This is a genomic window from Arenibacter algicola (genome assembly GCF_000733925.1).
Classification (GTDB): domain Bacteria; phylum Bacteroidota; class Bacteroidia; order Flavobacteriales; family Flavobacteriaceae; genus Arenibacter; species Arenibacter algicola.
Genome location: NZ_JPOO01000001.1, coordinates 1,697,734 through 1,712,604 on the forward strand (window position 1 = coordinate 1,697,734; position 14,871 = coordinate 1,712,604).

General features: G+C 39.4%; 10 protein-coding genes. 3 read left to right on the top strand and 7 right to left on the bottom strand.

The features are described 5' to 3' along the window. Window positions 1-238: 238 nt before the first annotated feature. From U735_RS0107340 to U735_RS0107375, 7 genes are all read right to left on the bottom strand, one after another. On the bottom strand, window positions 239-1,387 hold the full coding sequence (locus U735_RS0107340) for a restriction endonuclease subunit S (RefSeq protein WP_316933006.1): 1,149 nt from the start codon (window positions 1,385-1,387) through the stop codon (window positions 239-241). A 4-nt stretch (window positions 1,388-1,391) separates the two neighbouring features. Further along, window positions 1,392-2,566 (bottom strand): IS3 family transposase gene (locus U735_RS0107345; protein WP_232233195.1). Its coding sequence is split into 2 segments (ribosomal slippage): window positions 1,392-2,311 and window positions 2,311-2,566, totalling 1,176 coding nucleotides; the frame shifts between segments, so codons are not numbered across the junction. Window positions 2,567-2,601: 35 nt separating this feature from the next. Next, entirely contained in the window at window positions 2,602-2,895 is a 294-nt protein-coding gene (locus U735_RS0107355) for a restriction endonuclease subunit S domain-containing protein (RefSeq protein ID WP_031443204.1), read from the bottom strand. Then, complete coding sequence (locus U735_RS0107360; RefSeq protein ID WP_031443205.1) at window positions 2,888-4,513, bottom strand: HsdM family class I SAM-dependent methyltransferase; 1,626 nt, start codon at window positions 4,511-4,513, stop codon at window positions 2,888-2,890. The genes U735_RS0107355 and U735_RS0107360 overlap by 8 nt, the downstream gene beginning before the upstream one ends. A gap of 57 nt (window positions 4,514-4,570) precedes the next feature. Continuing rightward, window positions 4,571-4,921, bottom strand: a complete 351-nt coding sequence (locus tag U735_RS0107365; protein WP_031443206.1) for a four helix bundle protein — start codon at window positions 4,919-4,921, stop codon at window positions 4,571-4,573. A 33-nt stretch (window positions 4,922-4,954) separates the two neighbouring features. Next, on the bottom strand, window positions 4,955-5,941 hold the full coding sequence (gene rhuM, locus U735_RS0107370) for a virulence protein RhuM/Fic/DOC family protein (protein WP_031443207.1): 987 nt from the start codon (window positions 5,939-5,941) through the stop codon (window positions 4,955-4,957). Between the two features lie 48 nt (window positions 5,942-5,989). Then, window positions 5,990-9,061, bottom strand: coding sequence for a type I restriction endonuclease subunit R (locus U735_RS0107375; RefSeq protein WP_031443208.1), 3,072 nt, complete (start codon window positions 9,059-9,061; stop codon window positions 5,990-5,992). 673 nt (window positions 9,062-9,734) lie between these two features. Between U735_RS0107375 and U735_RS0107380 the strand changes: the two genes are divergently transcribed. The 3 genes from U735_RS0107380 to U735_RS0107390 all read left to right on the top strand — a co-directional run bounded on the left by U735_RS0107380 (window position 9,735) and on the right by U735_RS0107390 (window position 14,267). Then, window positions 9,735-10,586, top strand: coding sequence for a tetratricopeptide repeat protein (locus U735_RS0107380; protein ID WP_031443209.1), 852 nt, complete (start codon window positions 9,735-9,737; stop codon window positions 10,584-10,586). Further along, window positions 10,583-12,253 (top strand): metallophosphoesterase, encoded by a 1,671-nt coding sequence (locus U735_RS0107385; protein ID WP_051891905.1) that lies wholly within the window; start codon window positions 10,583-10,585, stop codon window positions 12,251-12,253. Before U735_RS0107380 ends, U735_RS0107385 begins: the two co-directional genes overlap by 4 nt. A 127-nt stretch (window positions 12,254-12,380) precedes the next feature. Next, window positions 12,381-14,267: a cytochrome-c peroxidase gene (locus U735_RS0107390; RefSeq protein WP_034248084.1), complete on the top strand. Its 1,887-nt coding sequence runs from the start codon at window positions 12,381-12,383 to the stop codon at window positions 14,265-14,267. Window positions 14,268-14,871: the final 604 nt, after the last annotated feature.

The following is a 14,871-nucleotide window of genomic DNA, read 5'->3' on the forward strand; positions in this document are numbered from 1 at the left end:
GGCACATAAGGCTTAAAACTTGCGGTTTTAAATTCCCTTAATTCTTTATAAGCTCGGAGTACCTGCTTCAAGTCCATGGACCACTCTTTGGCTGTGGAAGTTCTGACAAAATGTAGTTTACTTCCCTCTATTTTTTTTATAATATACTCATGGCCCTACACACTCAAAAATGATGCTATTGGCCCAATTAATTTTAAAAAGTCAATGTATAGAATATCAGGATGGGTTTTCTTGTACATTACTTACGAAGTTTATAGTTACCAGCTTCCTCCGCAACCATCCCCAAATCATTCCTTAATTCCGCATTCGTAATTCCTAATTCATCATTCGAAATTGTTACCTGTCCATTCATTAACATAGGCAATAACCAATCCCGGAGCTCTGAGAGTTTTTGGTTTTCTTTTTGAATTAATTCTAATTTATCTAAAATTGGATTCATTTTATTTGAAAAAGAATCAATAGTAATTTTATTAGGAAGAATAAATTTACAGTCTTTTAAAGTTCCATGTCTCACTCCTTTATGTATACTTCCAGCAGATACATTTTTAGTATATGCTTTTATATAATCTCCAGATAGAAACATATATAAAAATTCAGAGCTTACTTTTTTAAAATCAGGTCTTATTGTGAAAACGGATTCATTTATATTCCAATTAGTTGGTTTGCTACGTAATAGATACGTTGTACCAACTGGCTCTATACTTGTATATAGGATATCTCCAACTCTTAAATCCGACCTATTATTTATAATATCTAGAGATTCATCTGAAATTTTATCACATTTATCATCTAATACAATTTGTCCTTGATTTATGTTTTTTATTGTAACGTAATAATTCTCTCCTTCTCCTAAAACAAAGTGTTTTCTTGGATTAAGACCTGTTCCTGTTTTAGCAACAACATCCCCTAGCAAACAAGCTTCCCACTCTTCAGGAATCTCACGTTTCAATACCTCATTAAAAACCATTTTGCCACCAGACGATTTATAAGGTTTACCATTAGCATCTGGAAAATCAAATTGTACAAACCAATAATCGTAAAGCGTTCTTGCCATCGCTTCTAACTCTTGGTTTATTTTGTTGTTGACTTCTATTTTGGCGTCTAAATCGGAAAGGACTTTGGCTATTTGTTTTTGGGTCCTTATATTGTAATGTGGTATTCTTAACTCTTTTAAAACGGGTATTCTAAGATTACTTACTATTGAGCCTGTTCCATTGCTTTTATTAATTTGCTCTTGAACATATTCTGAAAGCAAAGCATAAAGCAAAAATTTATTGTTTGTTAATTTATTGTTTGGTTTGATTAAAACCATTCTTTGCCCAAGACAACATTCAAGTCCATCGGGTATTATACAAACTTCCTGAACTTGCAACAAAAAACGGGACAAAAAGTTAAGCTACATTTTTAAATTGCATTATTTGTTCAAATTCTAGTATTGTGCGGTTACCCAGAGCTGAATGTCTTCTGTTTCGGTTATACCAGGTTTCTATCCACTCGAACACAGATATAGCGGCCTGTTCTTTTCTCTTATAACGGGTCCTGTATATGAGTTCTACCTTTATGGATTTAAAGAAGCTTTCCGCAACGGCATTGTCCCAACAGTTCCCTTTCCTGCTCATACTCTGCTGAACTCCTTCATAACTGCCCAATAGGTTTCTAAAGGCATTGCAGGCATATTGTACGCCCCTATCCGAATGGAATATCAATTTTCCCGAAAGCGGTCTGTTTTTAACAGCCATTCTCCATGCGGCCATACAAGTGTTTGCGGCACTCAGATCGCTACTGAGTGACCAACCTATGACCTTACGGTCGAAAAGGTCAATAATTATCGTTAAGTAAAGCCATCCCCTCCCGGTCTTTATGTAGGTGATGTCCGATACCCAGGCCCGGGCCTTAGCTTGCGCTGAAAAGTTTCTGTCCAATTTATTTTCTGCTACCGGATATTTGTGTTTGGAATCGGTGGTGACCACAAACTTTTTAGCATGCACGGCCCGTATACCTTTTTGTTTCATCAGCCGGGCCACCCGTGGCCTGGACACATCGAATCCTTGGGCCCTGAGCTCATCGGTTATCCGCGGGCTTCCGTAGGTCGCCTTACTTTTCTGGTGTATCCGCCCAATTTGAAAAAGTAGCATCCGGTTCTCATTGTCCCGGTCGCAAGGAAGCATTCTTTGACTTCTGTAAAACCCACTTTTGCTCACTTTAAAAACTTTGCACATCTTCCCAACATGAAATTCCAATCGGTGGTCCTTCATGAATTTGTAGATTTCCTGTCGCTCGCGGAGAAGATGCCTATCGCCTTTTTTAAGATATCCCGCTCCATGGTTACATCGGCGAGCTCCCTTTTTAACCTGGCAACTTCTTTTGCTTCCGGGGTGAGCTGTTTATTCCCGTTGCCACTAAAGGACAGGGAAGGATCATGGGCAAACTCTCGTCTCCAGCGATAGAGAAGTTCCGATCTGACACCCAGTTCACGGGCAATATCGTTCACATTGCCACGAACGTGGCTCAATTCCACCGCCTTTTGTTTAAATTCTTTACTGTAGATTCTTCTGTTTTCTTTCATCGTTTTAACAAGTTAAGGATTTTTCAATATTGCCCTTAACTAAGTGTCCCAACAAATGTAGCAAGACCATCCCCCATAGGAGCTTCCCTTGTAATGATTAAATCACCTTCACATGGAACCTCTCTTGCAATTCTTTGATTAAAATGTAAATTATCGGTATATGATAAGTTGTCCAACAACATTCTACCATTTTTAATATTAAAATTTCTTATCACAATTTTACCTTTATCTAAATATAAAGGAGTCGAATGATGACAATCTGTTATTGATTCACATATTTTCTCTAACTCAATTGTTTCACCTTTGAAAGAAGCTCTATAGTTATTCATACTTCAAACTTTTCAAGTTTTCTTGAATCTCTTTTTCCAAACTTTTGGACACTGAAAATAAATTTTCCAAGTCACTTTTATAACTATTTATTTTAGAAGAAAACACTTCCGCGGTAATATCTGTATATTCAATCTTTATCTCAAAATATTGTCCTGCACTTAGGCTGTAGTTATTGTCTTTTATGTAGTCATAAGAAACCACGACAGAGAAATCGTCCTTGGCTTCTTTGGCATTAAATACATCTATAATCTGTTGTTCTTCGGCTTCGCTCAATACAGTTTTTTGGTTTTTACCTTCTTTTACTTTTGTCCCCAAATTAGAGGCATCTACCAATACCACATCCCCTTTGTTTTCTTTATCCAAAAACAAAATACTTACGTTGGTACCCGTAGTGGCGAAAATATTGGAGGGCATACTTACCACCCCGGCCAACATTTTCTCCTTAACCAGTTTTTGCCTTATCTTTTTATCAATACCACTCTGGGCCGTAATAAAACCTGTGGGCACCACAATAGCTGCTTTTCCTTTGGCACTTAAACTGTGCATAATATGCTGTATAAACAGCAGGTAAATGGCCATGGATTCCTTCTTTTTAGCCGGCACTTTTGGGATGCCCGCAAAAAAGCGTTCCTTATTGGCTTTACTGTCCAGATCGGCACTGTAATCGGAAAAATCCAATTTAAACGGTGGGTTGGAGACGATGTAGTCGAACTTTTCAAGTTGCCCATTTTCCTGTTTGTGGTATGGGGTTAAAATGGTATTTCCTTGTATAATGTTCTGTATGGAGTGTACCAGATTGTTCAGAATAAGATTCAAACGCAATAAGGCGGATGACTTTTGGGAAATGTCCTGGGAGTAGATGGTACACTTATCCTCGCCTATGGCATGGGCCAGGTTCATCAACAGTGTCCCCGACCCTGCACTGGGATCATAGCAGGTTACATTGTTTACATTTTCATCCGTGACCAAACAGGCGGCCATAATCTTGGCCACCGCATGGGGTGTAAAGTATTCCGCATATTTACCCCCGCTATTGGAGTTGTAGTCCTTTATGAGATACTCAAAAATGGTAGCAAAGAAGTCGAACTTCTGGGTAAAAATATGCTCAAAACTAAAGCCCACCAGTTTGTTTACCAAGGCCTTGCAAAAGGCATCCCTGTTATCAGAAACATATTTACTCAGATTTTCGAACAGGACTATTTTTTCACCCCCTTGGGTAAGTACCGAGAAAATGTCGCTATTGGCTTTGGCCACATCCATCAAGGTCTGGTCAAATATATCGGCAAATTTGTCCTTGTTCTGTTGCTCGAACAAGCGGGACAAAAAGTTTTGGGGAGCAATATGTGCCGTATTCTCGCTAATCTGCATACCCAACAATTCCAACTCATCTTCGGAGTACTTTTTTAGGGCTGCATCAAAGTCTTCTGCTTTGGCCAGGTCCGGCTCCAACTGTTTTAGTTCATAAACATATTTGTCGTTCAAGAACTTATATAAAAATATCTGGGTAATGATTTTAAATTCATTCCCGTCATTTCCCAAACCGTAATTGGCACATACGCTTTTAAGGTCGTCTATAAGTGCTTTGGTCTGGGTTTCAAATTGTGCTGTGCTTGTCATGTATTCAATGTTCAATTATGAATTACGAATTCTCAATTGCGAATTCTCAATGTTCAATTATGAATTGCGAATTGTTTTTTGGTTGCTGCCAATAATTCGCAACAATTCTTCTATATCTTCCAATAATATTCTACTTGTTTCCTTATCTAAATATTTAGTGTCTGTTAATAGTCTTATCCAATATTTTGTTTCTCTTGGTTCTTTATAAGCAATGGTTAGTTTGACGAAAAAATCCTTACGGCTCTGACCGCCAATGGCCTCTTCTATATTGGCTCCAATAGAGGTGCCCGCCCTTAATAACTGTCTGCTTAAAACAAACTCTTTACTGTCCTGTTGTAATACCTTAAACGTATTGACTATTTTAATTGCGAATGCATACGACTTCACTTGGACTATATTCTCTTTCATAATTCGTCATTCGTAATTCTCCATTCCTAATTCTCAATTGATTATATTTCTGTTTAATACGCTAATTACCAAGCGTGTTACCGTTTGCATTTCTTCTGGTTTACTGGCAGCAATGAACAACGTTAAACTTGCTAAGGTGTCGTTGCTTATAATGGGTTGTTTGTGACTATTGAAAAGCATGTCGTTCTGCTGCAAAAATTTAAGAAAACATGCTGCCGCTATGCGTTTGTTACCGTCTACAAAAGAATGGTTCTTTACCACTAGATACAAGAGCATAGCTGCTTTTTCCTCTAGTGTTGGGTAAAAATCAGCTTCTCCAAATCCTTTTCCAATTTGGGCAATAGAGCTTTGAAAGCTTTTATCTTTTTCCTTCCCAAAAACATCCGAATCAAACTCGGTCATCATTTCGTTAATGAGTTCTTGATAATCTACCAAACTTGGATAATTGACTTCTTTTGTAGTTAATCCTTTGGTGTCCAGTTGCTCATGATCATAATCATCTAATAAACTTAAGCCCTTAGTGAAAACGGTAAGCCATTGATTGTCTTCAATTTTTTCTTCAATAGCCCTGCTTAAAATATGAATACCGTCTTTTAATAACTTTACTTCTTGTTCTTTTTGAGCTAAACGTTTCTCGTTAAGAGCATATCCTTTAACCAAATAGTCTTTTAATGTTTTATTGGCCCATATCCTAAACTGTGTACCTTGTTTTGATTTTACTCTGTAACCTACAGATATAATGACATCTAGGTTATAAAATTTAACGTTTTTGGATTGTGTCTTTCCTTTAATAGCGCCGTGTTGAGTGGTATGTCGGAAATCCCGACACACCATTTCTTCAATTAATTCCCCTTCTTTGAAAACATTGGAAATGTGCTCTGTTATGGTTGTTCTTCCCTTATTAAAAAGTACTGCCATTTGGGCCTGGGTAAGCCAAACAGTTTCCTCCTCCAACTGTACATCAATTTGAGTAGAACCATCTTGGGCCTGATAAATTTCTATTTGATTTTTTATCTCCATATATTTTCAACTATCTCAAAATATGCGATAGTTGCTTTTTCATTTTCATTATGCAACGTAACCGTTGTATTCGTTCATATATTCTTTAACTATGATACTATTAATGCGTTTTACGTCAGAAGTATTAATGTTAATATGTTGTTCTTTTTTAAACTGGTTCACCACCAAACGCATTACCATTCTTTCCACATAACTCTCATTCTCCAATATCTTGGAATTTTGCATAATTTCTTTGTCCACCGCAGATTTTAATCCGATCAAGGCATCGAACAATTTTCTTTCGCTTTCGGTCAAAGGGTCCTTTTCCATCAGCCGTTTATGTATGCGGGCATACTTGGCATCATAATCATATTTGGCCTTTAGTAATTGGTTTTCCCGCTCCAGTTTTTTGGCCTTATCATAAATATCATTTAAGGCCTTAATATTGGCTTCCATTTCTTCTTTGGTAACCTCACTTAAATTTTTCTTTTTAAAGAGTCGTTCCAACTCTTCTTTTAAGGAAATAAAAATAGGGTCCTTCTGGTCAAAGTTACCTCCCAACATCTCACGGGTTCGCCGCAAGGTGTTTTTCAACTCATCTGCCAATACCATTTCTTCTTCCTTCACCTTGGTGAAAGCAAAAATAACATCTTCCAGGGCAGTGTTTAAAATATTATCCGTACCAACATTGTTCTCTAAGGCAATCTTGGTATTGATAAGTGCTAGTCTATCATTGGTTAGTCTGGAAAGTACCGATAATTTTCTGAAATCCAGTTTTTCCAGTAATTCAAAATTACCGGAAAGACGAATAAGATTGTACAGTTCTTTGGCATTGTTTAACGCTTTGGCTATAAGCCGTATTTCGGTGCGTTCGTTTATTTCGGAAATTTGCTCCCCAAAAACGGTAGCATTTACGGTATTGAATTTGAAGAGAATATCCTTTATTTCCTCTATCTCCTCCTTTATTTCATGCTCTGGCTTCAAAAGATTGGAATAATGCTGCATTTCATCCCCAAGCTCGGATTGTAGCTCGTTAAAGTAATCCTGATTGGTCTTCTCGAACTCTTTTTGAATATCTGCAAAGTCCACCACAAAACCGTATTTATGGTTCTTGTATGTTCTGTTGACACGAGTTAGGGTTTGTAGCAAATTGTGCGACTTTATTTTGCGTCCTATGTAGAGCTTCTTTAGCCGCTTTGCATCAAAACCGGTAAGTAACATGTTATACACAAACAGGAGGTCCAATTTACCGGCCTTGAAGTCGGACACCCAATCTTTACGTTCTTGTTTGGTACCAATATCATGAAGAATAACCTTGGCAGTTTTAACATCGCTGGCTTCTTTCTTTTTGGTAGTGTAGGTGATAGGTTCCTCGGCTGCCAGATTCAAATTCGGTTCAGTCTTATCAGCGTAATTCTCCTGAAAGATGTCGAACATCATCTTCGCCTGATCCGAAGAGTCACAGACCACCATACCTCCAATGCTATTGTCGTTCATAGCAATTCTGGCCTGCTCCATATCTTTTACAATATAGTCTAGCATGGGCTCCACAAACTTATAGTGGGCAAAGACCTTCTTTTTGTCCGTATTACCTTGTAATATTTTAATTTCTTCCAAGGTTTTCTGTAGGGCAAGCTTATAATTGGTCTCTATTTCTTCTCGAATCAACCGTAAGGTATAGCCATCCTTAATGGAGAGATTGTAGTAGTATTTATGGATATAGTCGCCGAATAAGGTTTTGGAATTGTATTCATTTCCCAATAGGGGGGTGCCTGTTAGTCCAATCTTTATAGAGTGTGTGTCCGCCAGTTCCAGGTTAGCTAAAAAACTTCCTTTTGGGTTGTAGCTGCGATGTACTTCATCCAAAAAGAATACCCGTTGTACACTTAAGTTGTAGTCGTTGTTTTTTATGACATCGGGGTCGTCCTTAAACTTCTGAATGTTCACCACAGTAATTTCAGCCTTACCGGAACTATTGTGGATTACCTCGGTAGATTTAATGTCCTTGGTAAAAGCTTCCCTTGAATCTATTTTATGAACCACAAGACCACGAGCCGTAAATTCTTTTGCGGCCTGAGTCAATAAATCCAATCGGTCTACAATAAAATAGAACTTAGGGATAATGCTCTTCTTCTGGTAATAATCCGTTAAATACTTAATGTTGAAAAAAGCCAAAGCTGTTTTTCCGGAACCTTGGGTGTGCCAGATAATACCTTTTTTAATTCCCTTCTCCAACTTTTTTTCTATTGCCTTTGTTGCAAATAATTGTGGATAGCGCATCACGTGTTTTTCCAAACCTTTTTCTTCCTCCACGTATGCGAAAGCGTATTGTAAAAGGAATTTTAAGCGCTTCTTTTGAAACAGGGAGGTGGAAATAGAGTTGGTAGCCGTGTTCGGGTTTTTGTTGGAGGTATACTCTTGTGAGTTTTTTATACTCAATAAATTGGTATCCTTTAGTACAAAGTTCTCCTCATCCAGAGTGATGGGCTGTAGAATAGTTTGTAAGTCAAAGGTTTCTTCTTCCCTGAAATAGTTGAAACTGGGCTTATAATAATTTGTAGTGCTATAAAATGCTCCTTCCAACATTTGCGAATCATCATCACTATAATTCATGTTATTTGAAAACACCATGAGTTGGGTAAGGTTGATGAATTTGCGGAATTTTTTATTCTGAAAACGGGTCTGCATGCGCTTATGCTCTGCTAAAATGCCATCCCTATTGTTTGGCTTTTTTACCTCTACAAATACCAAGGGCATCCCATTGATCAATAAAATAATGTCTGGCCTAAAGTTTTCGTCATCTTTTTGATAGGGCAATTCCGTTACCACATGGAAAGAATTATTCTCCTCAAAGTTTTCGAAGTCGATTAATTTAATTCCCGACTGATCTATTAACTTGTGATAAAAGGCACGGCCCAGATCTTCATTTTCCAGAGAAAGGGAAACTTCATCATAAACCTTTTGAATATCGGTATGGGATATCCCATTATTGATAGTAGTAATTTGCTTGTGAAATATATCAGTGAATATATTGGTACCCTCATCCCAGGTATTATCCTTTAATGATAAGTACTGATACCCCAATTGCATTAAGTGTAAAATAGAAGGTATTTTTACTCTAGAATCTTCGTTGAAAATCATTAACAATAAAATTTCTTTAATGCATTAAGCGGGGAACTTTTGCAAAACTTTAAATATAGCCTTTTAATATAAAAATCCTACAAGTAAATAGAGCCAAAATATTAATATCCCGATAAACTACATTGCGGTTTTCCGCAAAGCGTCCTCGTCTTAATACTCAACATATAAATGCATAATACCAAAGTTATGTATATAAGGTCTGTGGCGTTGTAGGCATCATAACCAGACTGATTTATGCCCAATCTTCTAAAATACCTCGATTATTGTTTTAACAAAAAATTAACCCAATAGAGAAATACATATAATATTGTTTCAATATGTTTGATAGCTGGTGGATATTGCCCTGTAACATGTTAATATTCCATTATTAAATGAGAATTTAAACCAAGCTTTGGAGACCATTCATTGGTAAATTGGAAAATTTACAACAAGAGGCAAGAGTGGTGTCTATTTTAAAAATATAAACTTATGGCGTAACTTACCTAAGAAGGAAATTATGTTGACCAATAGAAATGATTTTAAATCTGAATAATTCCCCGACGGCTATGCCTCGGGCCTGCCTGTTCGTCAGGCAGGGCTTCCAATTTACCTCTCCTTTGGAGAGGTCAGAACTGCCATTTTCTGCAGTTCTGGGTGAGGTAAATTACAAAATTTCAAGAATTTTTTAATAATAATGGGTATACAATTAGTGAATAAAAGAACCCTGTTTATACTGCTTTTTTTATCCCTATCCCTGCAGCTGTTGGCCCATGGGGACTTAAGTATGCGCATCGCTGAAAAAACGGTAGCCATATCCGAAAATCCCAACAATGCTGAACTGTACTACGAAAGAGGCCTTCTATACCAACAGCATATAGAGTACAGCAATGCCTTGGAAGATTACCATAAATCCCAAGCTTTGGGAAATACCGACAAGGCCGTATATTACAGTATTGCTGAGGTTCACTTTTTAACCGAAGACTACAACGAAGCCTTAAAAAGTATAGGCTCATATTTGCAAGTGGATAGCATAGATGTTAGGGCCAAAAAATTGGAGGCCCAAATACTGTATCAGCTGCAAGCCTACAAGAAATCCCTGGAGGCCTACCGTTATGTGATCCATACTATGACCGACACCCGCCCCGAGGATATATTGGAATATTGTGACATCATTCTGGCCGAAAACCATAAAAACTACAAGGCTACCCTGGAGGCCATCCAAGCTGGGCTGGACCAACTGGGGCCCCACACTTTATCACTTCAACTTAAGAAATTGGACTACTTAAAAGAGTCCGGGCAGACCGAAAAAGCCTTGGAACAATACAATTATTTTATTCTTCAGTACAACAGAAAAGAGTTCTGGTATTATAAAAAAGCGAAGTATTTAGCGGAAATACATAAACCCCATGAGGCCTTCATATCCCTAAAGCTGGCTACGGTTGCTATTGAGCAATTGGAACCAAAGTTTAAAAATATGAGCCCGGTAATAAAATTAAAAGAACAAATAAATAGCTTGGAAAGCTCCATTAACAACCAAAAATCATGATCAACAAAAGTACCTTTTTACTAGCCGCCCTATGTTCGGCCTATTCATTTGCCCAAACCTCTGTTGTAGACCTTCCTAATGTCAATGCCGTTGCGGTGACCAACAAGGTGGAGCTATCTCAGAGCCCTGCTGCGGTAACAGTACAAAGGGGGCCTTATCTGCAAAGTGGTACCCCCACCTCGGTGGTAGTAAAATGGAGGACGGATATAGCTACTGAATCCGTGGTGCATTACGGAAAAAAGTTAAATTCATTGTCAAAAAAAGCAAGTAGCAATACCTTGACCACCGAGCACCAAGTTGCCTTAACCGGTCTAAGCCCAAACACAAAGTATTATTTCAATATCGGTAATAAGGAAGGCGTACTTTCCGAAAGTACTTCCGGTGATATGTACGTAATAACAGCACCGCTTGCAGGTACCAAACAATTTGTGCGTGCCTGGATTTTGGGGGATGCCGGTACGGCCAATAACAATCAGAGGGATGTACGTGATGCCTATTACGATTATGTGGACGCGGCTCCCAAAAATACCGGTAAAACGGATATGATGTTGTTTTTAGGGGATAATGCCTACGGCAGTGGTACGGATGAGGAATATCAAAATGCCCTGTTCGAAATCTATGACGATATGTTGAAGAAATCCGTGGCATGGTCCTGCTTGGGAAACCATGATGGGAAGTCGGCCGATTCTGCAACACAGTCCGGGCCTTATTATGATATATTTACCTTCCCTACCGCTGCCCAGGCCGGGGGAACTGCCTCTGGGACAGAGGCCTATTATTCTTTTGATTATGCCAATGTTCACTTTATAATACTGGACTCCCATCATACCAGTCGCGAGGTAGGAGGAGCTATGTATAATTGGACCTTGACCGATATACAGAACACCAAACAGGATTGGATAGTGACCTTGTTTCATCATCCGGTATACACAAAAGGTTCGCATGACTCGGATACCGAAGACCGACTTATAGAAATGCGGGAAAACTTTATGCCTATGATGGAGGCCAACGGGGTGGATCTTATTTTAAATGGGCATAGCCATTCTTATGAACGTTCCTATTTCTTGAACGGACACTATGGATTTGCCAATACGTTTAACCCGGATGAAATTACCGAGGGTGGTAATACCGTGGGCCCTAATGGAAATGGGGATGGTAAGGCGGATAGCGATGGTGCCTACCAAAAAACGGCTATGGCTACGGAAGGTGCCGTATATATTACTACGGGTTCTGCCGGTAAAATATCCGGAGGGGACCTGAACCATCAAGCCATGTCCGTTTCCTTGAACCAACTGGGATCCTGTGTTATGGAGGTGGAAGATGACGGTAGGGGAGGACAAAACCTGACCGTAAAGTTTTTAAGGGAAACCGATGAGGTTGAAGATTATTTCACCATCAACAAAACAGCTTTGGATCTTAAAGGGGAAACCAATGTACGGGGATCAAAAAGTGCAGGGCTATCCTATGATGCCGGCAAGGCTTTGGTCAACCTTAAGGTGGACCAAAACGAGCGACTAAAGAAGGTGAAATTCTATAACAATATTGGTAAATTGGTGATGAAGAGCAGAAAGAAAAGCATCAATGTGGGCAAGTTGCCTAAAGGCGTCTATGTTATTGAAGTAATTACCAATAAAAATGGGTATACCGAATCTATAACGATAGAATAGTTTAGCGGAATGAGATCTGTTGAAATGGCCCTTCCATAGTAACCCATTGAAGGGAATTGTCCACAATAGGAGAGCTAGGCTAGAGGTATTAAAAAGCCCATAAAATGGTAAAAAGCGGGGGTTGAACATGAAAAAGTCGAGCATTTTATTGGGATCTATTTTTATTTTCCTGTTGCTGTTGTCCGGGAGGAAGTCGGTAAGCGCGTATCAAAAGTATACGGTTCCGGAAAAGGTAGCGGCATTATACGCGGCCAATTTTCAAAAATTTCAAAATGAGGTGAATTCCTTGGTAGCCCTTGCCAATACTACAACTTCTTTAGACGAATGGGAGGCATTGAAAAAGCAGGTGGAAAATACTCGGTTGGTCTATAAGGAGATCGAGTTTATTTTTGATTATTACCAAACCTTCTACAATGGTACTTATATCAATGGAGCACCTTTGCCCAAGGTAAGCGAGTATTTTGAAGCCGATAAAGTGATTCCGCCTGGCGGTTTACAGGCATTGGACGAAGCCGTTTATGAAGTGGCTTCAATTGAAAATTTGCAACACATAAAAGTATTGGCCAACGGACTCAAAGAGCGGGTAGATTTTATTGCGAAAATACATTTGCCTATAAATTTGAAGTCGAGCCAGATCATTGAGTGCATCCGCTCCGGCATCGTCAGGATCTTTACCCTAGGGGTAACGGGCTTTGACACTCCGGGGTCTGTAAATGGGTTGCAAGAGAGTTATGTGAGTTGGCAAAGTATGGAAACCACATTTCTATATTTTAATGCAGGGATTTCCCCAGAGGCCAAGACCGAATTTGTAGCTATCAAAAAACTTTTTAGCCAGGGCAAGAAGGTGTTGAACGCCAATACCCATTTTAACGACTTTGATAGATTGTCATTTTTAAAGGAGGTGGTCAATCCTTTGTATGCGGCCCTGTTGGAATTTCAAAACTTGAATAACATTAGGCTGGAGCCCTATAAAAAGCATGCCCAGAACTATCAGGCCAAGAATATATTTGATGTCGATTTCCTAAACACGGATTTTTATGCAGAACTGGTCTATCTGCCTCTGGACAACCCCAAGACCATAGTCTTGGGTGAATTGTTGTTCCAAGATCCACAGCTTTCCAAGGACAATGTGATGTCCTGCGCCAGCTGTCATAATCCCAACAAAGGTTTTTCCGATGGATTGCCCAAAAGTGTATCCAATCAACAAGGGGTTTTTACCGAAAGAAATGCCCAAACATTGATGGATGCAGGCTATTCCACACGATATTTTTGGGACATGCGCGCTTCTGATCTTGAAAGGCAGGTGATACATGTAATAGACAACGATTTGGAATTCAATACCGATTTTGATGCTATTGTAAATAAACTCAATAAAAACCCCAACTATAATAAGCTATTTAAAGAGGCTTATGGAGGGATAAACAAAGAGGATATCAATGAGCGTTCCATTAGCAATGCCATTGCGGCCTATGTAAACTCTTTAAAATCTTTTAATAGTCCGTTCGATAAATATGTGCGGAACGAAACCTCGGAGTATCCCGAGAATGCGAAACGCGGATTTAATTTGTTTATGGGGAAAGCGGCCTGCGGCAGTTGTCATTTTGCCCCGGTGTTCAATGGTACCATACCTCCTTTTTATCTGGAATCGGAATCGGAGGTTTTGGGCATTACCCAGGGTTTTGATTCCATAGCCCCAAGGTTGGATACGGATTTGGGGCGAATGGCCAATGGTCTAAAATTGGACAATCACCCTTTTCTTAAAAATTCCTTCAAAACGGTTACTGTCAGAAATGCTGCCTTAACAGCACCCTATATGCACAATGGCTTATTTGATACCCTGGAAGAGGTTTTGGCATTCTACAAACTTGGCGGTGGCGCAGGGATGGGTTTGGAGGTAGAGAACCAAACCCTGCCCGATGCTCCCTTGGATCTGTCCCAGCAGGAAATTGCGGATATTATTGCCTTTATGGAGACACTAACGGATACTAGTGGATACGGGGATAGAGGGGAATGATTGGTTCATGATTAATTGTAGTTCTTCTGTCACCTCGAGCGGAGTCGAGAGGTCATGGGCAGTAAAATCTTTAGATTGAGGTCTCGACTCCGCTCGACCTGACAAACCCCGACTCCTCTTGACCTGACAAACCTCGTCTCCTCTCGACCTGACAAACCTGGGCTCCGCTATCCAGACAACATCAACCTAAACAATTCATTGTATTTAACTTCAAGGACCGATGCCCTGGCTAAATTACTTGCAAGGCAGTCAATTAATCCAGGTTACTATTTTTGTCACCTCGAGCCTGCCCGGCGGCAGACGGGCGGAGTCGAGAGGTCATGGGCACTTATATCTTTAGATTGAGGTCTCGACTCCGCTACCATTGACGTCTTTATTAATAGTCTCAATATGAATGATATGAATTGGTAACGATAGTCACTTCGACAGAGTCCTTTTTTTGGGACTTCCGATGATTATTGGGAGAGAAGTTGCACACGCTGAGTATTGGTAAAGGCACTGGCAAGGTATGAGTTTGTTGAGAAATTTGGAGATTATATCATGTTTTGGTTGAGCTATATGTGTGATTTCTCCTCACTGTCGCTCGTTACCATTGACGTCTTTA